The organism is Ketobacter sp. GenoA1 (assembly GCF_003671475.1).
GTDB lineage: Bacteria > Pseudomonadota > Gammaproteobacteria > Pseudomonadales > Ketobacteraceae > Ketobacter.
This window is the reverse complement of the sequence record NZ_RCHM01000042.1, coordinates 232,113-253,798: the sequence shown is the minus strand read 5'-3', so window position 1 is coordinate 253,798 and position 21,686 is coordinate 232,113. Positions and strand designations below refer to the sequence as shown.

At 54.3% G+C, this 21,686-nt stretch carries 21 protein-coding genes; 6 read left to right on the top strand and 15 right to left on the bottom strand.

All coding sequences use genetic code 11. The annotated features are described in order from the left end of the window. Nucleotides 1–19: 19 nt before the first annotated feature. From rnhB to rpsB, 15 genes are all read right to left on the bottom strand, one after another. On the bottom strand, nucleotides 20–598 hold the full coding sequence (gene rnhB / locus D9N13_RS15235) for a ribonuclease HII (RefSeq protein WP_411268182.1): 579 nt from the start codon (nucleotides 596–598) through the stop codon (nucleotides 20–22). Nucleotides 599–642: 44 nt separating this feature from the next. After that, entirely contained in the window at nucleotides 643–1,839 is a 1,197-nt protein-coding gene (gene lpxB / locus D9N13_RS15230) for a lipid-A-disaccharide synthase (protein ID WP_290591844.1), read from the bottom strand. Nucleotides 1,840–1,852: 13 nt separating this feature from the next. After that, a complete protein-coding gene (lpxA, locus tag D9N13_RS15225; RefSeq protein WP_290591842.1) occupies nucleotides 1,853–2,620 on the bottom strand; it encodes an acyl-ACP--UDP-N-acetylglucosamine O-acyltransferase in 768 nt (255 codons plus the stop codon). 1 nt (nucleotide 2,621) lies between these two features. Then, nucleotides 2,622–3,059 (bottom strand): 3-hydroxyacyl-ACP dehydratase FabZ, encoded by a 438-nt coding sequence (fabZ, locus tag D9N13_RS15220; RefSeq protein WP_290591840.1) that lies wholly within the window; start codon nucleotides 3,057–3,059, stop codon nucleotides 2,622–2,624. Nucleotides 3,060–3,150: 91 nt separating this feature from the next. After that, nucleotides 3,151–4,206, bottom strand: a complete 1,056-nt coding sequence (gene lpxD / locus D9N13_RS15215; protein ID WP_290591838.1) for a UDP-3-O-(3-hydroxymyristoyl)glucosamine N-acyltransferase — start codon at nucleotides 4,204–4,206, stop codon at nucleotides 3,151–3,153. A gap of 20 nt (nucleotides 4,207–4,226) precedes the next feature. Continuing rightward, nucleotides 4,227–4,733: an OmpH family outer membrane protein gene (locus tag D9N13_RS15210; protein WP_290591836.1), complete on the bottom strand. Its 507-nt coding sequence runs from the start codon at nucleotides 4,731–4,733 to the stop codon at nucleotides 4,227–4,229. A gap of 28 nt (nucleotides 4,734–4,761) precedes the next feature. After that, nucleotides 4,762–7,119: an outer membrane protein assembly factor BamA gene (bamA, locus tag D9N13_RS15205; RefSeq protein WP_290591834.1), complete on the bottom strand. Its 2,358-nt coding sequence runs from the start codon at nucleotides 7,117–7,119 to the stop codon at nucleotides 4,762–4,764. A gap of 46 nt (nucleotides 7,120–7,165) precedes the next feature. Continuing rightward, the gene (gene rseP, locus D9N13_RS15200) at nucleotides 7,166–8,530 is read right to left on the bottom strand and encodes an RIP metalloprotease RseP (RefSeq protein WP_290591832.1); all 1,365 of its coding nucleotides are present in this window, start codon (nucleotides 8,528–8,530) and stop codon (nucleotides 7,166–7,168) included. Nucleotides 8,531–8,568: 38 nt separating this feature from the next. Next, complete coding sequence (gene ispC / locus D9N13_RS15195) at nucleotides 8,569–9,759, bottom strand: 1-deoxy-D-xylulose-5-phosphate reductoisomerase (RefSeq protein WP_290591830.1); 1,191 nt, start codon at nucleotides 9,757–9,759, stop codon at nucleotides 8,569–8,571. 11 nt (nucleotides 9,760–9,770) lie between these two features. Then, nucleotides 9,771–10,580 carry a phosphatidate cytidylyltransferase gene (locus tag D9N13_RS15190; RefSeq protein ID WP_290591828.1) on the bottom strand — a complete coding sequence of 270 codons (810 nt, stop codon included), beginning with the start codon at nucleotides 10,578–10,580 and terminating at the stop codon, nucleotides 9,771–9,773. Nucleotide 10,581: 1 nt separating this feature from the next. Next, nucleotides 10,582–11,322 (bottom strand): polyprenyl diphosphate synthase, encoded by a 741-nt coding sequence (gene uppS, locus D9N13_RS15185; RefSeq protein ID WP_317622524.1) that lies wholly within the window; start codon nucleotides 11,320–11,322, stop codon nucleotides 10,582–10,584. Between the two features lie 99 nt (nucleotides 11,323–11,421). Next, nucleotides 11,422–11,979 carry a ribosome recycling factor gene (gene frr, locus D9N13_RS15180; RefSeq protein ID WP_290591824.1) on the bottom strand — a complete coding sequence of 186 codons (558 nt, stop codon included), beginning with the start codon at nucleotides 11,977–11,979 and terminating at the stop codon, nucleotides 11,422–11,424. Between the two features lie 5 nt (nucleotides 11,980–11,984). Further along, entirely contained in the window at nucleotides 11,985–12,716 is a 732-nt protein-coding gene (gene pyrH / locus D9N13_RS15175; RefSeq protein WP_290591822.1) for a UMP kinase, read from the bottom strand. Nucleotides 12,717–12,828: 112 nt separating this feature from the next. Further along, a complete protein-coding gene (tsf, locus tag D9N13_RS15170; protein ID WP_290591820.1) occupies nucleotides 12,829–13,713 on the bottom strand; it encodes a translation elongation factor Ts in 885 nt (294 codons plus the stop codon). Nucleotides 13,714–13,842: 129 nt separating this feature from the next. Further along, nucleotides 13,843–14,613, bottom strand: a complete 771-nt coding sequence (gene rpsB / locus D9N13_RS15165) for a 30S ribosomal protein S2 (RefSeq protein WP_290591818.1) — start codon at nucleotides 14,611–14,613, stop codon at nucleotides 13,843–13,845. 282 nt (nucleotides 14,614–14,895) lie between these two features. On the opposite strand from rpsB, the gene map reads away from it, so the two are divergent. From map to D9N13_RS15135, 6 genes are all read left to right on the top strand, one after another. Beyond that, complete coding sequence (gene map / locus D9N13_RS15160; RefSeq protein WP_290591816.1) at nucleotides 14,896–15,669, top strand: type I methionyl aminopeptidase; 774 nt, start codon at nucleotides 14,896–14,898, stop codon at nucleotides 15,667–15,669. 6 nt (nucleotides 15,670–15,675) lie between these two features. Beyond that, complete coding sequence (locus D9N13_RS15155) at nucleotides 15,676–18,372, top strand: [protein-PII] uridylyltransferase (RefSeq protein ID WP_290591814.1); 2,697 nt, start codon at nucleotides 15,676–15,678, stop codon at nucleotides 18,370–18,372. 2 nt (nucleotides 18,373–18,374) lie between these two features. Further along, the gene (gene dapC, locus D9N13_RS15150; RefSeq protein WP_290591812.1) at nucleotides 18,375–19,571 is read left to right on the top strand and encodes a succinyldiaminopimelate transaminase; all 1,197 of its coding nucleotides are present in this window, start codon (nucleotides 18,375–18,377) and stop codon (nucleotides 19,569–19,571) included. A gap of 28 nt (nucleotides 19,572–19,599) precedes the next feature. Further along, the gene (gene dapD, locus D9N13_RS15145) at nucleotides 19,600–20,424 is read left to right on the top strand and encodes a 2,3,4,5-tetrahydropyridine-2,6-dicarboxylate N-succinyltransferase (protein ID WP_290591810.1); all 825 of its coding nucleotides are present in this window, start codon (nucleotides 19,600–19,602) and stop codon (nucleotides 20,422–20,424) included. Nucleotides 20,425–20,498: 74 nt separating this feature from the next. Then, nucleotides 20,499–20,849 (top strand): ArsC family reductase, encoded by a 351-nt coding sequence (locus tag D9N13_RS15140; protein ID WP_290591808.1) that lies wholly within the window; start codon nucleotides 20,499–20,501, stop codon nucleotides 20,847–20,849. An 84-nt stretch (nucleotides 20,850–20,933) separates the two neighbouring features. Continuing rightward, nucleotides 20,934–21,680, top strand: a complete 747-nt coding sequence (locus tag D9N13_RS15135; RefSeq protein WP_290591807.1) for a hypothetical protein — start codon at nucleotides 20,934–20,936, stop codon at nucleotides 21,678–21,680. Nucleotides 21,681–21,686 lie beyond the last annotated feature (6 nt).

The window sequence follows — 21,686 nt, the reverse complement described above, 5'->3', positions numbered from 1 at the left end:
CACCTGTGTTGGAAGTGGGTTATGCCAGCAATTTGGCTACCGGGCTAAAACTACGCCGGTGAATGTCCGTGGGGCCGAGCCGGGTCAGAGCCTCCAAATGTACCTTGGTGGGATAACCTTTATGTTTGGAAAAACCGTATCCCGGGTATTGCAAATCCAACAGATCCATTTCGCGGTCGCGGGTCACTTTTGCAATAATTGACGCCGCGCTGATACAGGGTTCGGTCAGGTCACCTTTAATAATGGCCTGGGAAGGGCAAGACAACACCGGGCAACGATTACCGTCTATCAGGGCAAACTCTGCCTGTGGACGCAACTGTTCCACCGCCCGCTGCATGGCCAGCATGCTGGCATGCAAAATGTTTAACTCATCAATTTCTGCCACTTCTGCCCGGCCGATGGCCCAGGCCAGGGCGTCATTGCGGATTATATCGAACAAGGCATCGCGCTTTTTTTCGGTCAACTTTTTGGAATCCGTCAGGCCGGCGATGGGTTTTCCAACATCAAGAATAACGGCTGCCGCCACCACAGCACCGGCCAGCGGGCCGCGTCCGACCTCATCAACACCGGCAATCAACTTGCCCTGGGAAAAGTTCATTTCACTTTGCACGGGATGCACCCTGTATGAATCAAGATTCTGGATTAGCCCGGACTACCGGCACCGGCCCGCCATCCGCCCACATTTTCTTCCAGCAATTCTGCAACGGCGGCGGCGGCCTGTGTACTTGCGTTCAGATTAAGCTGGTGGTGAATATCGTCAAACCGGGCCTGCATGGTTCTGCAGCGCTCCTTATTCTGCATCAAGCTGTAAAGCTCGCGTGCCAGTGCCTCTGGTGTTGCCTTTTCCTGCAGAAACTCAGGCGCTATTTCTTCATCAGCCAATAAGTTGGGCAGCGCAATGTATTTGTTTTTTACCAGCGGCGACAGGATGGCGTGGGTAATCGCCCCCCAGCGGAAAGCCACTACCATGGGCCGTTTCAACAGCATGGCCTCAAGCGTCACTGTGCCGGAGGTCGCCAGCACGTAATCTGCAGCGGCCATCGCCTCGCGAGCATGACCATCCACCATCTGCACAGGCAAATCCACATCATATTGACTCATCTGCTGTTCGAACTGCTGGCGGCGCTGTGCACTGGCCAGAGGTACAATGAAACGTACCTGCGGGCACATGATATAAACCAGCCGCATGGTTTCCAAAAACAGGGGGCCCATGTATTTCAATTCCCCTCCACGGCTGCCGGGCATAACAGCCACCACTTTATCGACCGGAGCGAAATCCCAAAAACGCTTCGCCCGCTCATGGTCAATATCCGGATCAATATCCGTTGCAAAAGGATGGCCGACGAAGCGCACCGGAACATCAAATCGACGATAGAAATCCGCTTCAAACGGGAGCAGGGTCAGCATAAGATCCACATCACGACGGATTTTGAACACACGTTTTTGCCGCCATGCCCACACCGTGGGTGATACGTAGTGAACCGTCTTGATGCCACGCTGTTTAAGAAATCCTTCCAACGGAAGATTGAAGTCCGGCGAATCGATACCGATGAAAACATCAATTTTCTGTTCCAGAAAACACCGTTTGAGCGTTTTCCGAATATTGAGCAATTCACGCAGACGGCCCAGTACGGCAAATATGCCCATCACACTGAGGCGATCAATGGGGAACAGGCTGTCACAACCGGCATCCATCATGGCGGGGCCACCTATGCCGATGAAGCGGGCATCAGGCCAACGGGATTTAAGCGCCCGAATCAACCCTGCCCCCAACTGATCACCCGACATCTCGCCCGCGACAATACCGACGGTGATATCTGTGTTTGCTTGCTGGGGCATAGGGGCACCTGAATTAGCGGGCAATACCACGATTGGATCGTTTTATGGAATCAATGAATAACTGCAGATAGGGATCATGGGATTTACTTTCCAACTGTACAATCGCCTGCTCCAGCTTCAAACCACGCATATAAACCGTCTTGTAGGCATCCTTGAGGATGGACATGGATTCTTTACTGAACATGCGGCGCCGCATGCCTTCAAAGTTCATGCCGGCAGGCCGGGCCGGATTCCCCGCCACCATCATAAAGGCGGGCACGTCCTTGCCGGTCAACGCTCCCATTCCCAACATGGCATATGGCCCTACATGGCAGAACTGATGTGCTCCGGAAAAGCCGGCAAAGATGACATCGTGGGCCACATGAACATGCCCGGCCATGGTGGCGTTATTGGCAAAAATATTATCGTGCCCGATCTGACAATCGTGGGCTATGTGCACATAGGACATGACCAGATTGCGATGACCGATGCGGGTGATGCCCTCATCCTGCACCGTACCCCGGTGTATGGTACAACACTCGCGAAAGTGGTTGTCGTCACCGATTTCAAGACTGGTGGGCTCGCCCTTGTATTTCTTGTCCTGACAATCTTCACCGATGGAGGCGAACTGAAAAATCCGGTTGCGCTTACCAATCCTGGTGGGCCCTTTAATGCACGCATGGGAGTGAATCAAGGTGCCGGAATCGATTTCAACACCAGGGCCGATATAGGTGAAAGGCCCGACCTCTACATCAGAAGCCAGTTCAGCTTTTGGATCAATGACAGCTTGAGGGTGGATCAATCTATAAATCCCTTTCTGCACAGGTTATATCAGATATAGCGACTTCCTCACCATCCACCGTTGCCACCGCATGGAATTTCCATATGGTGCGTTTCCTGGCCTTGATGGTCGCCCGAATTTCCAGTTGCTCACCGGGTGCCACAGATCGGCGGAATTTGGTTTTATCCACGGAGGCGACCACATAGACCTTGTTGGCTTCCGCTTTCTGCCCTACGGTTTTAAACGCCAGCAAACCAGCAGTCTGCGCCATGGCTTCAATAATCAACACCCCGGGGAAAATCGGGTTATCCGGGAAATGCCCCTCGAATACCGGTTCATTATTGGAGATGCCTCGCACAGCAACAATATACTCACCCTCCACCAACTCGAGCACCCGGTCCACTTGCAGAAAGGGTGCGCGATGGGGAAGAATTTCCTTGATTTCGTTAATATTCATCATAGTTCAATCGGTGGGATTTATCTCATTGTAAATCACTAGCTTAGGGCTATTCCAGCGCCAAATCACGCCAATTAACGTAACACGATATGTACTACTGCTTATCCGACTGTAGGGCCTGCAACTGCTTTTCCAACCGGTTCAGTTTGCGTGCCATGTCATCCAGGTGACGAAACCGGGCAGCGTTTTTGCGCCATTGCGCGGTGGTGGACATCGCCGTTCCAGAGGAATAGGAGCCAGGCTCAGTGACACTCTTGGTGATCGCACTGCGCATGGTCAGGTGCACCCGGTCGGCGATTTCGAGGTGCCCGGCGATACCAACTGCGCCTGCAATGGTGCAGTATTTACCAATTTTGGTACTGCCCGCAATCCCGGTGCATCCGGCAATGGCCGTACCCTCACCGATTTCCACGTTATGGGCGATCTGAATCTGGTTATCCAAAATGACACCATTGCCAATCACAGTATCCTGGAGGGCACCGCGATCGATGGTGGTATTGGCGCCCACGTCCACATCGTTGCCGATGGTGACTGCGCCCAACTGGGCAATCTTCTTCCACCGGCCCTGTTCATTGGCAAAGCCGAACCCGTCTGCCCCTACAACCACACCACTGTGGAAGGTACAGCGCTCACCCACCTTGACCCCATGGTACAGTGTGACATTGGCATGAAACAGGCAATCTTTGCCGATGATGCAGTTGGCACCAATAACGCAACCGGCACCGACTTCAACGTTCTGGCCCAGCACAGCGCCGGATTCGATAACTGCATTTGGCCCTATTCGACAACCGGCACCCAAAACCGCACTCCCAGACACAAAGGCCGTACTGTGAACCCCTTCATCGGGCTTTGGCCGGTGATCAAAGAAATGGGATACCCGGGAATAGACCAGATAGGGGTTGTCTGCAATCAACACTGCGGTAGGGCATTCGTCCACGAACTGAGGCTGAAGAATAACTGCACTGGCCCTGGTTTGGGCCAATTGTCCGCGATAGAGGGGATTGGCAAGAAAACTGAGTTGTCCGTCACCGGCCGAGCCCAATGTGGCCAGCCCATAAACCTGCCGGGCAGGGTCGCCCTTCAGCTCCACATCAAGCGCTGCGGCCAGCTCTCCCAGGCTCCAGGATTCCCGCTTCGTTGGCTTCACCATCGATTCCAGCGTTGCTCTGTCTAGTTCTTGATGTTATTCATTTTTTCAACCACCAAATCGGTAATGTCCAATTTAGGGTTCATATCCAGTACCGCTTCGCGGCGCAGCACCATATCTATCTTCTGCTCGGCAATAATATCCTTCATCGCCTGCTGGAACTTGGGCAGCATGGATTCAACCACTTGACGCTGGTCTGCCTGACCACTTTGCTTCAACTGCTGTTCCTTGAACTTCAGCTCCTGAGCGATTTCCATCAATTCCTTTTCCATCTTGTGACGCTCTTCGGCAGACATCACTGCGCCGTCTTTCTGAATCCGTTCCTGCAGATTCTTGCCTTTCATATTGAGGGCCTCGAGACCGGCTTTCTCTTTCTCAAACTCGCCTTTGAGCTTTTCTACCTTGATTTTACCCTCTTCCGTGGACATTACCGCACGCAACACATCCACTGTCACGATGTTTGCTGACTCTGCCGCCAACAGGGACTGAGCCATCATCAAGCCGAAAAACACTACCAGAAACTTTTTCACAATAAACCTCTTTAACCTGTGTTCGTTTTTAGAATGGTTGCCCCAGCGAGAACTGGAACGATTGCACATCATCACCGGGCTGATCATTGAATGCCTTCGACAGGCTGAATGATAATGGGCCAATTCCCGTGATCCATGACAAGGCGATACCAGCCGACATCCGCATTTCATCCAGCTCAAAACCATACTCGTCTTTGCGGTGGGTATCAAACACGTTCCCGGCATCCACAAAGAACATGGTGCGGAAGGATCGGCTGTCTTTTACAAAGGGCATGGGGAAGATAAGTTCCGCACTGCCTTCCGCCAGGAAGTTACCACCGATGGCCCTGGGTGAGCCGAAATCGTAGGCCGACTGGATTTCACGCGGCCCTAGGGAGCGATCTTCATACCCCCGAATGGAGCCGAAGCCACCAGCATAGTAATGTTCATAGAACGGCGGCAGCTCGTCCTCACCATAGGCATCCAGGTAGCCCAGCTCGGAACGCAGACGCAATGTCCAATCCTGGGTCAATGGGAAATACTTCTGCGACTGCAGGCTGGTTTTGAAGTACTCAAGATCACTGCCGGGAGAGGAGACCTGCAGTGATACACTGTGGGAAGAGCCCCGGGTAGCAAACACGCCCCGGTTGAGAGTGCTGATACTCCAGGTTCCGGTGAGCGGGAAATTGGTGAACTCTTCAGACTGGGTAAACTTTCCTTCAACGTTGGCTGCATACAAATCGTAACCCACCAGGCTCCACACCTGAAGGGGAGAACGCCGACTGGCATAGACCGTCACGTTCTCGAAGCCGACCCCGAAACTCAACCTGGAGATATCGCTGGTGGGATAACCAAAGGTGAGATTGCCCCCGAAACGGTCCGAAGCCCAATTCGATATGACATCGTCTTCGCTGATGTCGGTTTGCTGGTAGAACAGCGAAAATCCGCGGGATACCCCATCGATGGTGTAATAAGGATCAAGGAACGAAAAGCTGACACTGTCACGGATATCACTGCGATTGGCGGCAATGGTGACCCGGTTTCCGGTGCCCAGAAAGTTGGTCTGGGAAAGATTGGCACCAAACACAAAGCCGGTACCCTGCTGATAACCTACGCTGGCACCAATGGACCCTGAAGGCTGTTCTTCCACATTATAATGGACGTCAACCTGATCCTCCTCCCCGGGTACACGAGGCGTCTCCACGGTGACCCCTTTGAAGTAGCCCAGCCGTTCCAATCTGACCTTTGAGTTTTCAATCAGTTGCCCGGAAGCCCACGATCCCTCCATCTGACGCATTTCGCGGCGCAGAACTTCGTCCCGGGTTTTGGTATTGCCAAAGAAATTGATACGCCGCACATAAACCCGGGTGCCGGCATCCACATAAAATGTGACATCGACCGTATTGTCTGCATTAGGTGATATGGACGGGACACCATTGACATTGGCAAAGGTGTAACCTTCGTTGCCCAGCCGGCGGGAGATCAGCTCGTTGGAGGTGGTCACCAGCGCCCGGGAGAAGGTTTGCCCCGGTTTCAGCAGTATCAGGCGCTGCAAATCCGCCTCCGGTACTTTGAGATCGCCGGTAAGCTTGACCTCATTAACCGTGAAGCGCTCACCTTCGGAAATATTGACAGTGATGTACACCTCGGACTTATCCGGGGTCACTGAAACCTGGGTGGATTCAACCCGGAAATTCACGTAACCCCGATCCTGGTAATAGGAGGTCAGCTTTTCCAGATCGCCGGACAGTTTCTCGCGGGAATACTTATCGTCCCCTTTGAAAAACGAGAACATGTGGGATTCTTTCAATTCGAACTCATCCACCAGAATGTCGTCGGCGAAAACGGAATTGCCCACGATGTCCACACCGGAAATGGTGGCCACGTCCCCTTCTTTGATGGTGATATCGATGGCAACCCGGTTGCGGGGCAGAGGTTTGACTGCCGGTTCCACCCGCGCTCCGTATCGCCCCTGAGCAATATACTGACGTTCCAGTTCCACTTTCAGACGATCCAGCGTCACCCGCTGAAAGACACTGCCTTCGCTGAGTCCGGCCTGGGACAGGCCTTCCATCAGGTTTTCGGTCTCTATGGATTTGTTGCCATCCAGTTCAATGCTGGCGATGGACGGCCGCTCACTCACCTGAATGATCAGGATATCGTCTTCTCTCAGCAGATTGATGTCTTGAAAGTTGCCGGTTTTAAACAGAATGCGTGCCGACCTGGCCAGGCTGTTCTCATCCACCTGATCCCCAACCTGTAGCGGCAGCACGTTGAATACGGCCCCGGCGGAGATACGTTGCAAGCCTTCAATCCGAATGTCTTTTATGATGAAGGAATCCGCCATCGCTGTGTTTGCCAGAAAAGCCATCCACAACACCAGCACTGATCTTGTAATTCGATTCATTTAACGCTCAAGTCCGCAGGAATTTCTATAGGTCCAAAAGGCGGGATCAAAGCCCCATAATATCGTTATAAAATGCAAGTCCCATAAACATGACCAGCAAGCCAAGCCCCAAGCTGTTTCCCAACGCTTGGGCCTTCTCCGATACCGGGCTTCCTTTTATCATTTCAACGAGATAGTACATTAAGTGCCCACCATCCAAAACGGGAATGGGCAGCAAATTTAACACCCCGAGGCTGATACTTAAATAGGCCATGAAGTGTAGAAATGACTCCAGCCCATAGCTGGCGCTGTCTCCGGCCACTTTGGCGATGGTTATGGGGCCGCTGAGGTTTTCCAGCGAGATCTTACCGGTCACCATTTTGGCAATGGAGAGTATGGTTAGTTCAATGCGGGACCAGGCGTAGGACAGGGACTTGCCCACCGCAGCCACTGGGCCATATTCCAGTTCACGGATCATAAAGTCCGGATATTCAGAAAACTCAGTGGCGTTGGCCGCACCAATCTGCCCAAACTCACTGCCATCGTCGCCCATCACCGACTCCGGGGTAATAGTCAGGGCCACTTCACTGCCGGCCCGATCCACCAGCACCTGCATACTCACACCCGGATTCTGCCGTATCAGCTCCACCCATTCTTTCCAGGTCAGTATTTCCACACCATTAACGGCCACCACCCGGTCACCGGGTTGCATACCCTGGGCCTGGGCGGCCCGGCCTTCAACCAGCTCGCCCACCACCGGTGGAATCTCGGGAAAATAGGGCTCTATACCCAACAGTTTTAAGGGGTGCGTTTTCTCTTGCCCGCGCATCCAGTCCTGCAGTTCTATCTGGCGCACCACGGTGCCACTGCTGCCCTCGGGTCGAACGGTAAAGCTTACCTGCCCGCTTTCGCCGATGCGCGAAATCAACGCCATGGTGACATCATCCCAGCTTTCGGTGGTATCTCCATCCACTGCAACGATTTCATCCATGGTCTGGAAGCCGGCTTTGGCGGCTTGTCCTTCCGCCTCAACATCACCCACATAAGGGACCAGGGAGGTCACACCGGAGAGGAACAGCATCCAGTATAGAAATACAGCAAAAACCAGATTTACGATGGGGCCGGCGGAGACGATGGCAAAACGCTGGAATACCGATTTATGGGCAAAGGACTGGCCACGGTGCTGGTCCTGGACGTCACTGCCCGGTTCACCCAGCATTTTCACGAAGCCGCCCAGCGGCAATGCCGCCACCACAAACTCCGTGCCGTGTTTGTCGTGCCACTTTACAAGGGGCTGACCAAAGCCAATGGAAAACCGGATCACCCTGACGCCGCAACGGCGGGCTACCCAGAAGTGGCCGTACTCATGCACAAAAATCAGCAGCCCAAGGGTGACCACGAAAGCCAACAGGGTTTGTATAAAATCGAACAAATCAGCCTCTATCTCGTTGTTGTATCAGCTAAAACCGATCACTTGGCTTGCTGGGTAAGAAGCCCATGGGCCATCTCCCGAGCCGCTTGATCAGCCCTTAGGATAGTATCAATATCCACTGCTTCCACCAATGTCATCCTGCCTAATACACTTTCAATCACGGCGGGTATTGCGGTGAAGCGCACGCGCCCGGCCAAGAACGCATCCACCGCCACCTCATTGGCGGCATTCAGTACCACCGACGCCGTTTTGCCGGCCATCATTGCCTCGCGGGCCAAGCGCAGACAAGGGAAACGCCCTTCATCTGGCTGCTGGAAATCCAACCGGGCCACGTCAACCAGGTCCAGGGGCGCAACCCCCGACGCGATCCGTTCAGGCCAGCCCAAACCAAAGGCAATGGGGGTCCGCATGTCCGGATTTCCCATCTGGGCCAGCACCGATCCATCCACGTATTGGACCATGGAATGGATCACACTTTGTGGGTGTACCACCACCTGCACCTGATCCACGGAAGCGGAAAACAACCAGCAGGCTTCTATAAATTCCAGCCCTTTGTTCATCATGGTGGCCGAATCCACGGAGATTTTGCGCCCCATGGACCAATTGGGGTGGGCGCAGGCCTGCTCCGGGGTTACCTCGGCGAACTGAGCCAGCGGTAGTTGGCGAAACGGCCCCCCGGACCCGGTGAGCAGTATACGAGACACCCCTTTCCGGCCCAGGCCATCTGCAAAATCCACCGGCATACATTGAAAGATGGCGTTATGCTCGCTGTCGATGGGCAACAACTCCGCGCCACTGCGCTTAACCGCCGACATAAACAGCTGCCCACTCATCACCAGGGCTTCTTTATTGGCAAGCAACACACGCTTGCCGGAACGTACCGCCGCCAGAGTGGGCAACAGGCCCGCAGCCCCGACAATGGCGGCCATCACCTGATCCACATCGGCGTGCTCGGCCACCGCTACCAAACCGTCCATACCGGCCAGGACTTCGGTATCAGACCCTGCCTGCCGCAAACGGTTCCGCAGCTCCTCGGCCCGGGAATCCTCCAGCAACACCGCATAACGGGGCATGAACTCCAGCACCTGTCGGAACAGATCGTCTACATTGGTGTGGGCTGTCAGGGCAAAAGCCCGATAACGCCCCCTGTGCTGCCTGAGCACATCCAGGGTGCTGACGCCAATTGAACCGGTGCTGCCCAGCACCGTTATGTTTTGTACTGTGGACATGTCTGGAACCGTCAATGAAATGCACCCAGCAATAACATGCCGGCTGCAAACAGTGGGACCGCTGCCGTGATACTGTCGATCCGGTCTAGAATACCACCATGCCCGGGAAGAATCTGGCTACTGTCCTTGAGGCCGCGATGACGTTTAAACATACTTTCGGCGAGGTCGCCAAACACGGAGCCCACCACCGCCACCAGGCTCACCAGCATAAACCACCACAGACTGATGGTCTGCAGCGCCGCGGTTTGGGTGGCCACCAACAATGCGATGACAGCAGTCACCAGCAGGCCGCCCAGCAACCCCTCGATGGTTTTACCCGGGCTGACCCTGGGAGCCAGCTTGTTTTTGCCCAAGGCACGCCCGGCAAAATACGCGCCGGTATCCGCGCCCCACACCAGAAGAAACGCGTACAGCATCCACCAGGAGCCACCCTCCTGCCGATGCAACACCACCAATCCCCACCACGCAGGGAGTAACACCAACAGGCCGATGGCGCCCTGGGTGAATGGCCCGGACCACACGGCCACTTGCTGTGGGTAGACCCGCACCATCGCGATGGCCAGCGACCACCAGATAACCGACAGTGCCAGTACCCAATCCAGATTCAACCAGTATTCCAGCGCCATCCCCGCCAGCACCAACGCGGCATAGGCCACCCGGCCGGACTGACGGTGAATGCCCATAATATTGGCCCATTCCCAGGCCGCCAGGGTCACAGGCACCACCATTGCGACAGCAAACCACGGCGTTGATAAATAAAAAATTGCCCCAAGAACCAGGGGCAAAAGAACCAACGCGGTTATGATTCTCTGTTTCAGCATATTATTGTTGGCTCGCTTCTACTTGTTCACTGGTACGCCCAAACCGCCGTTGGCGCCGTTGATAGTCGGCAAACGCCTCATGCAAGGCTGCGTCATCAAAATCGGGCCAGTACACATCGGTGAAATACAGCTCGGCGTAGGCCAGCTGCCACAACAGGAAATTACTGATACGGTGTTCGCCACCGGTACGAATACAGAGATCAGGTGGAGGAAATTCAGCCAATGCGACCTTTTGCTGCAGCAACTCAGGTGAAATAGCCTCCGGTTCCAAGCCACCGCTCTTGACCTGCCGCGCCAGCTGTTGCGCCGCATTGGCAATATCCCACTGCCCACCATAATTGACCGCAACGGCAAATACCATCTGCTTGTTGCCAACGGTCTGCTTCATGGCCTGCTGCATTTTATCCCTCAGCTCATCACTGAAGGCCGACAGATCACCAATGAACACCAGACGAATGCCGTTTTTATGAAGGTCCGGCACCTCATCCGCCAGCGCTTCCAAAAACAGGTTCATCAGGGCATTGACCTCATCCTGCGGGCGACGCCAGTTTTCGCTGCTAAAGGCGTAGACGGTGAGGACTTCCACCCCGGCCCTGGCACAGTTTTCCACGGTGTCACGAACGGTTTTCGCGCCTTGCTTATGGCCTTCAACGCCACGCAGGCCACGCTGCCTGGCCCAACGATTGTTGCCATCCATGATGATGGCCACATGACGAGGAATGGAGGACTGGACCGATTCCAGATCCGGCGCAGAAGATTGTACTTTCACAGTGATCCTCTGGTTTTACGGAAAGTCGCGGGCGGCTGAATGAAGACCGCCGCCCGGAGAAATGACCTGGACTCAAACTTCCATCAAGTCCGCTTCTTTTGTTTTCAGCATGTCTTCAATCAACGCAACGTATTTGTCGGTTAATTTCTGAATGTCGTCCTGCCCTTTACGTTCTTCGTCTTCGCTAATTTCTTTCTCTTTCAGCAAATCCTTCAGATCACTGTTGGCATCGCGACGAATACTGCGAATGGAAACACGCCCCTGCTCGGCTTCTGCCTTGCACAGTTTGGCCATTTCCTTACGGGTCTGCTCCGTCAACGGTGGCATGGGCACCCGAATCAATTCACCATTGCTGCTGGGGTTCAAACCCAGATCGGCTTTCATGATGGCTTTTTCTATTTCGGGAATCAGGTGCTTCTCCCAGGCGCTCACCGCCAGGGTACGGCCATCTTCAATATTGATGTTGGCGACCTGTTTAAGCGGCGTATCGGCACCGTAGTAGGACACCATTACCCCATCGAGAATACTGGGGTGTGCACGACCGGTACGAATCTTTTTGAAGGCGTTTCCCAGGGCCTCCAACGATTTTTTCATGCGGGCTTCGGCATCTTTTTTAATGTCTTCAATCACGGCCTTTATCCTTTTTCAATGAGGGTTCCGTCGGCTCCACCCAAGGTTACGGTAAGCAATGAACCCGGTTGATTCATGTTGAACACGCGCACCGGCATATCGTGATCCCGGCACAAACAGATGGCAGTAAGATCCATGACTCCCAGCTTTTTTTCAAGCACTTCATCATAAGTCAGGCGATCGTACTTGGCTGCTTCCGGGTTCACCACCGGATCGGAATCGTATACACCATCGACCTTGGTTGCCTTGAACACCGCATCCGCCTCCACTTCGATTCCCCGCAGGCAGGCGGCGGAGTCCGTGGTAAAAAACGGGTTACCGGTGCCCGCAGCGAAAATCACCACGTCGCCCTGTTCCAGCAGGCGCATGGATTTGCGGCGATCGTAATGCTCCACCACACCGCTCATCTGGATAGCGGACATCAGGGTGGTGGATATATTGGAACGCTCCAGGGCATCGCGCATGGCCAATCCGTTCATAACGGTGGCCAGCATCCCCATATGATCACCGGTGACCCGGTCCAGCCCGGTTTTCTGCAGAGCAGCTCCACGAAACAGGTTGCCGCCACCCACCACGAGGCCGACCTGAACCCCGATTCCCCGCAACTGGCCGATTTCCAATGCCATACGATCCAGCACATTGGGGTCGATCCCGAAATCGAAATCGCCCATCAGGGCCTCACCACTGAGTTTCAAGAGGATACGTTTGTACTTGGGCGTACGGTCGGTGGCAGGCATGCATTACTCCTAAAGCAGAAAGAGGTGGTTATCAAAAGGCACCCATGGGGGAGCATAATACCCAGAGAGTATCACGCAGTCCATGAGTGCCTTTTATAGAGCAATCTGAGATTTATTCGCCGCGGGCCTGAGCCATTACTTCAGCTGCGAAATCCACCTCTTCTTTCTCGATCCCTTCACCCACTTCGATGCGGGTAAAGGCAACAACATCAGCACCGGCGCCTTTCACCAGTTTGCCAACGGTGGTATCCGGGTCTTTTACAAAAGGCTGGTCCACCAGGCTCACTTCTTTGAGGAACTTGGCAATCCGGCCCTGTACCATTTTTTCTACGATTTCAGGTGGCTTACCGCTTTCTGCCGCCTGGGCAGAGAAGATTTCCTTCTCTTTATCCAAAGTCGCCTGATCCACCTGATCAGGGTTGACCACCAATGGGTTGGAAGCCGCCACGTGCATGGCCACATCCTTACCCAGATCATCGTTGCCGCCGTTCAGAGCGACCAATACACCGATTTTACCGCTGTGAACATAGGCGGACACCAGACCTTCGCTTTCCATGACATAGGTACGGCGTACCTGAATGTTCTCACCGATCTTCTGCACCAGGGCAGAACGCGTGGTCTCGATGGAATCACTGCCGCCCTCTTCCATGGCGGTCTCAAGCAGCTTGGCCATATCGGTTTCCTTGGTCGCCAAAACCCGGTCAGCAACACCGTTGGCGAACTTGAGGAAGTTGTCGTCGCGGGCAACAAAGTCGGTTTCGCTGTTTACTTCCAGCAGAATACCGGTTTTGCCGTCGGCAGAGACCTTGGCAACAACAATCCCTTCTGCAGCGGTTCGACCCGCTTTTTTGGCAGCCTTGGCCTGACCGGATTTACGCAGGTTATCAATGGCGGTTTCGATATCACCATTGGTTTCCACCAGGGCCTTTTTGCATTCCATCATGCCCAAGCCGGTACGCTCACGAAGTTCTTTTACCTGGGCGGCAGTCACAGCCATGAGAATTTCCTCTTTACCTTGAATGAATTTGGTTGATTTCTGTTCAGTTGGTAAAACGGGGGCATTGCCCCCGCTTTCGCTCCGTCACAACAATCACTGTTATAACGCAAATATGTGACGGCCTATTGCTTAGTTCGCTGCCGGGGCTTCCGCGCTGGTTTCAGCAACTTCCACAAAGCCATCGGCTTCAGCGGTGCCGCCACCCTGGGTCTTGGCGTATTCGCCGCCTTCGATACAGGCATTGGCTACAGACTCAACGTACAACTGGATCGCTTTGATGGCGTCATCATTGCCGGGGATAACGTAGTCGATACCATCCGGATCGCTGTTGGTATCCACGATACCAATCACAGGGATGCCCAGCTTATTGGCTTCGGTGACGGCAATGCGCTCGTGATCCACGTCGATCACAAAGATTGCATCGGGCAAGCCGCCCATGTCTTTGATACCGCCCAGGCTGCGTTCCAGTTTTTCCATTTCACGGGTGCGCATCAGAGCTTCTTTTTTGGTCAGCTTGTCAAAGGTTCCATCCTGACTCTGGGTTTCCAGATCTTTCAGGCGACGGATGGACTGACGGATGGTTTTCCAGTTGGTGAGCATGCCACCCAACCAACGATGGTTAACATAGGGCATACCGGCACGGCGGGCCTGCTCCTGGATGATTTTGCTGGCGGCACGCTTGGTACCAACAAACAGAATTTTGTTCTTGTGAGAGGTCAACTTGTTGATGAACTGCAGTGCGTCATTGAACGCCGGCACTGTCTGTTCCAGGTTGATAATGTGGATCTTGTTACGGGCGCCAAAGATAAACTCGCCCATTTTGGGATTCCAGAAACGGGTTTGGTGACCAAAGTGGACACCGGCTTTCAACATATCACGCATGCTGACTTGCGTAGCCATAGTAGACTCCTGATTTTTAACGGGTTAAGCCTCCATGTTCCCCATGAATCAACCCCGGCAACGGATCGTTACCAAGGGCACCCTGATGCATGTGACGGAACATGTGTGGTTTAGGGTTTTGTTTGAGCGGCGCTTTATACCACAAAGCATCCATCACAACAACAATTCCGGCCCGTTTCAGCCAACATCACCACATTGTTCAGGGGTATATCCCGCCCGGCTGGCCATGTACAATAGCGGGCTTTGTCCAGACCCAGTAGATTCTGAGCGGCTTTCAACTACATGACCATTATCATCAAGACACCAGAACAAATTGAAAAAATGCGCGTTGCCGGCAAGCTGGCAGCGGAAGTCCTTGAAATGATTGGCGATTACGTCAAGCCTGGGGTGACCACCGGTGAACTGGACAAAATCTGTCACGACTACATTGTGCAGGAGCAGAAAGCCATCCCCGCTCCGCTCAATTACAAGGGCTTCCCTAAATCGATTTGCACCTCGGTAAACCACGTCATCTGCCACGGCATTCCCAGCGATAAGAAGACCCTGAAAAAAGGGGATATTGTCAACATCGATATCACAGTGATCAAGGATGGCTACCACGGCGACACCAGTAAGATGTTTTTCGTGGGAGAGCCCTCTATTCAGGCCCAGCGCCTGGTGAGCATCACTCAGGAATGCCTGTATTTGGGCATAAAAATGGTGAAGCCCGGAATTCACCTGGGGGATATCGGCGCTGCCATCCAAAAACACGCTGAAGGCAATCATTTCTCCGTGGTACGGGAATATTGTGGACATGGCATAGGCGAGGGATTCCACGAAGAACCCCAGGTGCTACACTACGGGAAACCCGGAACCCGGGAAGTCCTGCAGGCGGGGATGATCTTCACCATCGAGCCCATGATCAATGCAGGCAAGCGTGATACCAAACTGTTACCGGACAAATGGACTGTGGTAACCAAGGACCACAAACTGTCTGCGCAATGGGAACACACCATCCTGGTCACGGAAACCGGCTATGAGGTGCTGACCCTGCGTTCAGAGGAAAGCGGCCTTTAAGCCTCTATGAAAACCCCTCTCGTTACTGAGCTGAAGCACGACCCGGAGCTATTTGAACAAGCGCGTTTTAACCAACTGGTCAACCAGAAAGGTTCTGTTACGCTCGCCTTTAAACAGGCAATCCGGGATGCCGATGACATTCTTAACCAGCGCTTTCGGCAACTGCAGAACATCAAGCTGATCATCCGGCGCCGGGCCTGGGTTATGGACCAGTTGCTGGAACAGCTGTGGTCCCATTACGCCTGTTCATCGTCCAAGGATATTGCCCTGCTGGCGGTGGGAGGATACGGCCGCGCCGAGCTCCACCCCCACTCTGACATCGACCTGATGATTCTGCTGCGCGATGAAGCCTGCGCCGAGCCTTACCACAGTGAGCTTTCTGACTTCGTCACCCAGCTGTGGGATATTGGCTTGGAGGTGGGCCACAGTGTTCGCACACTGGCACAGTGCGCCGAGCTGGCGAAAGCGGATATCACCATCGCCACCAACCTGATGGAAGCGCGCACCCTGTGCGGTGACCCCCAGCTGGCCGAAGCGATGCAGGAACTTACCGGCCCTGACCAGATCTGGGATACGAAGGCTTTCTTCAGCGCCAAATGGGCCGAGCAGATTGCCCGGCATGACAAGTTCAACAATACCGAGTTCAATCTGGAGCCTGATATCAAAAGCGCTCCGGGCGGCTTGCGGGATATTCAGAATATCGGCTGGGTGGCCAAGCGGCATTTTGACGCCCAGCGCATGAGCGAGCTGGTCAGCCTTGGCTTCCTGACCGCCGACGAATACGACATTCTCAATTCGGGGCACCTGTTTCTGTGGGAAGTGCGCTATGCATTACACCTGATTACCGGTCGCGGCGAAAACCGGCTGCTGTTCGATTACCAGCGCGCCGTTGCCGATATGCTGGGCTACCGGGATTCCGAAGCCAACCTGGCGGTGGAGAAGTTCATGAAGCGCTTTTACCGGGTAGCGCTTTCCATTTCCCAGCTCAATGACATGCTGCTGCAGCATTTTGACGAAGCCATTCTGCGGGCTGATGAACCCGAAGTCATCACCCCCATCAACAGTCGTTTCCAGATTCATAACAGCTTTATTGAAGTAACCCACGACAAGGTGTTCCAACGCACACCCTCGGCCCTGATGGAAGTGTTCCTGATACTGGCGCAAAACGAAAACATTGAAGCCATTCGCGCCTCGACTATTCGTCTGATTCGCGACAGCCGTCACCTGGTGGACGAGCACTTCCGCAATGATATTCGCAATATTTCCATGTTCATGGAGCTGCTGCGGTCACCCAATAAAATTTACACTCAGTTCTATCGCATGAAGCGCTATGGCATCCTGGGCAATTATATACCTGCCTTTGGCCAGGTGATTGGCCAGATGCAGTACGACCTGTTCCACATCTACACAGTGGACGCCCACTCCCTCCATGTTCTGCGCAATCTGCGCATGTTCCGCCACCCGGAGGTGAAGAAGGATTTCCCCATTGCCCATTTTATCGTGCACCGCATTCCCAAGATCGAGCTGCTCTACATAGCAGGTTTATTTCATGATCTGGGCAAGGGGCGCGGCGGAGACCACTCTGAATTGGGGGCCGTGGATGCCTATCAATTCTGCATTCACCATCGACTCAGCAAGTGGGACGCCAATCTGGTGGCCTGGTTGGTGGAAAACCATCTGCTGATGTCCATTACCTCCCAGAAGAAAGATGTGTCCGACCCCGATGTAATCCATGAGTTTGCCTGCAAAGTGGGTGATCAGGTGCGCCTGGATTACCTGCAGGCACTGACCGTGGCGGATATCTGCGCCACCAACCCCAAGTTGTGGAACGGCTGGCGTGGATCGCTGCTGCGACAACTGTATACGGAAGCCCGGCGTGCATTGCGCCGCGGCCTGGAGAATCCGGGTAACCGTGATGAGTGGATTGAAGAAACCAAAGAGCGGGCCATGGCGCTGCTTTCCAACCGCAAGATTGAAGCCGACAAAGTAACGGCACTGTGGGACAACCTGGGGGAGGATTACTTTCTACGGGAAACCTACGGTGACGTGGCCCGTCATACCGAAGCCATGCTGCTGCATGGTGACTCCGATGAACCCATGGTTCTGCTGGGCAAAACCGATGATCGCAACTACCAGGGCGCAGCGGAACTCTTCATCTATACCCAGGACGCACCCAATTTATTTGCCGCCACCGTGGCGGCGCTCAACCAGTTGAACCTGACCATTGCGGACGCCAAAATCATCACCTCATCCACCGGCTTCAGCCTGGACACCTATATCATTCTGGAAGAAAACGGTTCCGATATTGGTGATGACCCGGCCCGGGTTGAGCAGATTGTTAACAAGTTACGCAAGGCCCTGAAAGATCCCAGCAAATATCCGGAAATTGTACACAAACGCATGCCGCGGGCGCTGAAACACTTTAATATTCCCACCGAAGTAGTGATCAGCAATGATATTGAAAAAGAGCACACGGTGGTGGAGCTGGTGGCGCTGGATCGCCCCGGCCTGCTGGCAGAAGTGGGCGGCATTTTTCTGGATAACAATGTTTCCATCCACAATGCCCGTATTGCCACCCTGGGTGAACGGGTAGAAGACGTGTTTTACATCACCGACCTCAATGGCGACATGATTAAAGACCCCAACCTATGCGAAAAACTGAAGCACGACTTCAAGGAAAAACTGGATCAAACGGCACCCTGAGCATGAATAGCGACCTGCAAAAACTGCAACCCTACCCTTTTGAAAAACTGGCTCAATTGTTCAGCGGCGCCCAGCACCAGGGCGGCCTGCCCCACATCGCGTTGTCCATCGGTGAACCCAAACACGCAAGCCCGGCCTTTGTGAAACAGAGCATCATCGACCACATCGACAAACTGGCGGTTTACCCGACCACCAAGGGCCTGCCGGCGTTGCGCCAGGCCATCGCCAACTGGGCCGCACAACGTTTCCAACTGAACACGGGGGGCTTGTGCCCCGATACCCAGGTACTGCCGGTCAACGGTACCCGGGAAGCCCTGTTTGCGTTTACCCAGGTGGCCACCGACCGCACCCAGCCAGACGGCCTGGTGGTATCACCCAATCCTTTCTATCAGATATACGAAGGCGCGGCGTATCTGGCCGGTGTGGAACCCCATTTTCTGCCCTGTCTGCCGGAACACGGTTTTGTTCCTGATTACGACAGCGTCCCTGAATCCGTCTGGCAGCGTTGTCAGCTGCTGTTCTTATGCAGCCCCGGCAATCCCACCGGGGCCGTTACCGATCAAGCCACTCTGCAGAAACTGATTCAGCTGGCCGATGAATACGATTTCATCATTGCTTCCGACGAATGCTACTCGGAGATCTATGGTGAAGACGCTGCACCGCCGGTCGGATTGTTGCAGGCCTGCAACACCATGGGACGTACCGATTTCAAACGTTGCGTGGTTTTCCACAGCCTGTCCAAACGTTCCAATTTGCCAGGCCTGCGCTCCGGTTTTGTCGCCGGCGATGCCGGTCTGCTGGCGGCGTTTTTGCAATACCGGACCTATCATGGTTGCGCCATGCCGGTTCAACATCAACTGGCCAGCATTGCTGCCTGGTCCGATGAATCCCACGTGCAGGAAAACCGCCGCCTCTACCAGCAGAAGTTTACCGCGGTGCTCTCTATTCTGGGTGACGTTCTGGAAGTGCAGCAACCGGACGCCGGCTTTTACCTGTGGCCGAAAACACCCACGGCCGATACCGATTTCGCCCGCAGCCTGTTTCAGCAACAACACGTCACGGTGCTGCCCGGCCGATATCTTTCCCGCACCATCGAACACATCAACCCGGGCGAACACCGGGTCCGCATGGCTCTGGTAGCACCATTGGAACAGTGCATTGAAGCCGCCGAACGAATCAAACAATTTGTCCAGTCATAATCAGGACAGTCATTACAGGAGAACCCACATGTCCGATTTAAAATCCATTATTGAAACCGCGTTCGAAAACCGCGCCAGCATCTCCCCCACCAGCGTTGACGCCAGTGTCAAAGCTGCGGTGAACGATGCCCTGGCCATGCTGGACAGTGGTGAAGCCCGTGTTGCTGAAAAGCTGGACGGCGAATGGGTGGTGAACCAGTGGCTGAAGAAAGCCGTATTGCTCAGCTTCCGTATCAACGACAACGCGCCCATAGAGGGTCAGTTCACCCAGTACTACGACAAAGTACCCTCCAAATTCGCCAACATGAGCGCCGACCAGTTCAAGGAATCCGGCGTACGGGTAGTGCCACCGGCGGTGGCCCGGGCCGGTAGCTACATCGCGCCCAACGTGGTTCTGATGCCATCCTATGTCAACATCGGTGCCTACGTGGACAGCGGTACCATGGTGGACACCTGGGCTACCGTTGGTTCCTGTGCCCAGATTGGGAAAAACGTCCACCTGTCCGGCGGTGTCGGCATCGGCGGTGTGCTCGAGCCTTTGCAGGCAGGCCCCACCATTATCGAAGATAATTGCTTTATCGGTGCCCGCTCCGAGGTGGTGGAAGGGGTTGTGGTCGGTGAGGGTTCGGTCATTTCCATGGGCGTCTACATCGGTCAAAGCACCCGCATCTATGACCGTGAAACCGGCGAAATCCACTACGGCCACGTACCGGCCGGATCGGTGGTGGTATCCGGCAATTTACCATCGAGCTGTGGCAAATACAGCCTGTACGCTGCCATCATTGTGAAAAAAGTAGACGAAAAAACCCGCGGTAAAGTGGGCATCAACGAGCTGCTGCGCATCACTGACTGATCCTGCAACCCTGCCTCCCGCACCGGCGGGAGGCCCGTTTTCACCAATCCGTCAACCCTCGGCACGAGGCACCCATGACCATCACGCTCTATGGTATCCCTAACTGCGACACCGTAAAAAAAGCCCGCACCTGGCTGGATGCCAACGGCATCGACTACCGCTTTCACAATTTCCGCAAAGACGGCATCAATGAGGCCATGATTCGGGAATGGATGAAAACCCAGCCCCTGGACATTTTACTGAACAAACGGGGCACCACCTGGCGCCAACTGCCGGATGAGGTGAAGGACAATATGGATGAAGCCCGAGCCATCTCTTTGTTGGTAGAACACCCCGCCATGATCAAACGACCGGTGGTAGTCAACGGCAAAAATACCCTTGTTGGCTTCAAGGAACAGGATTTCCGTAGCTTTTTTGCACTGTAACCCCACAGTTTGGCGGCCGATGCTCGCGTTCTCACTGAGTTGACTATACTAATTCATTAAATTCACTGAATTTTTTAGGACACTATGAGCACGTTACCCTATCTGCTGCCCTGGATTCTGATACTGCTGGCTGCCGGCCTGGTGGCTGCGGTCAAACTTCTACCCCTGAAATCCATTGCCGGTATAGCCGTGCTCTCCACACTGAGCCTGCTGATGTTACTGGTGGCGGTTTACGCCAATGTGGTCAGCAGCCAGCAAGCGTCCACCATCGCCGAAAAAGAGGCCGCCATAGTGGAAATGGAGCAGTGGAAATACAGTCACCTGGATGAACTCACGCTGATTCTGGCGCAACTTCGCCCCCCCAAAGAAGAAGAGCTCGCGTTGCTGAAAAAGCTGATCAGCTTTGGTTGGTTGAGTGAAAACCCCAACATCGTGCGCGCGCAACAGGCCCATCAGGCCCGGGAACGTTTGATGGAGACGTACTCACCGGGTAACCCTATGCTAATTAAAGGCATACCTACCACCGTAGACAATCACATCGTGGACCTGGCGTTGCGGGAAGTGGGCTTTATTGTGCTGCCTTATCGTGAAGACGAAGCCCCGGAGAAAGATGCCAATATCATTTATTTCGGCCGCGACATGGAACTGCCGGAAATCAAACTGGCTGCCCTCACCCTGATGCAGGCGGGGATCGACCTGAAAGCCATCAAGCCCTTTCCCAAGCCCACCCAGGGCAACCTCAGGGCCATTAAAATTGAATGGAACAAGTATTACGAAAGCCGGAAGTCCCTGTTACCGGATGAAGTGGAAGCCGCCAAAGGCTTCAATTAGACGGGT

What these genes read in the sequence shown, in the direction of transcription:
- map (WP_290591816.1), top strand. Translation starts at nt 14,896, where the DNA reads ATGACCATTATCATCAAGACACCAGAACAAATTGAAAAAATGCGCGTT.
- lpxB (WP_290591844.1), bottom strand. Translation starts at nt 1,839, where the DNA reads ATGCCCCAGCAAGCAAACACAGATATCACCGTCGGTATTGTCGCGGGC.
- ispC (WP_290591830.1), bottom strand. Translation starts at nt 9,759, where the DNA reads ATGTCCACAGTACAAAACATAACGGTGCTGGGCAGCACCGGTTCAATT.
- bamA (WP_290591834.1), bottom strand. Translation starts at nt 7,119, where the DNA reads ATGAATCGAATTACAAGATCAGTGCTGGTGTTGTGGATGGCTTTTCTG.
- D9N13_RS15155 (WP_290591814.1), top strand. Translation starts at nt 15,676, where the DNA reads ATGAAAACCCCTCTCGTTACTGAGCTGAAGCACGACCCGGAGCTATTT.
- dapD (WP_290591810.1), top strand. Translation starts at nt 19,600, where the DNA reads ATGTCCGATTTAAAATCCATTATTGAAACCGCGTTCGAAAACCGCGCC.
- D9N13_RS15190 (WP_290591828.1), bottom strand. Translation starts at nt 10,580, where the DNA reads ATGCTGAAACAGAGAATCATAACCGCGTTGGTTCTTTTGCCCCTGGTT.
- pyrH (WP_290591822.1), bottom strand. Translation starts at nt 12,716, where the DNA reads ATGCCTGCCACCGACCGTACGCCCAAGTACAAACGTATCCTCTTGAAA.
- D9N13_RS15140 (WP_290591808.1), top strand. Translation starts at nt 20,499, where the DNA reads ATGACCATCACGCTCTATGGTATCCCTAACTGCGACACCGTAAAAAAA.
- tsf (WP_290591820.1), bottom strand. Translation starts at nt 13,713, where the DNA reads ATGGCTGTGACTGCCGCCCAGGTAAAAGAACTTCGTGAGCGTACCGGC.
- lpxD (WP_290591838.1), bottom strand. Translation starts at nt 4,206, where the DNA reads ATGGTGAAGCCAACGAAGCGGGAATCCTGGAGCCTGGGAGAGCTGGCC.
- D9N13_RS15135 (WP_290591807.1), top strand. Translation starts at nt 20,934, where the DNA reads ATGAGCACGTTACCCTATCTGCTGCCCTGGATTCTGATACTGCTGGCT.
- rnhB (WP_411268182.1), bottom strand. Translation starts at nt 598, where the DNA reads ATGAACTTTTCCCAGGGCAAGTTGATTGCCGGTGTTGATGAGGTCGGA.
- dapC (WP_290591812.1), top strand. Translation starts at nt 18,375, where the DNA reads ATGAATAGCGACCTGCAAAAACTGCAACCCTACCCTTTTGAAAAACTG.
- fabZ (WP_290591840.1), bottom strand. Translation starts at nt 3,059, where the DNA reads ATGATGAATATTAACGAAATCAAGGAAATTCTTCCCCATCGCGCACCC.
- rpsB (WP_290591818.1), bottom strand. Translation starts at nt 14,613, where the DNA reads ATGGCTACGCAAGTCAGCATGCGTGATATGTTGAAAGCCGGTGTCCAC.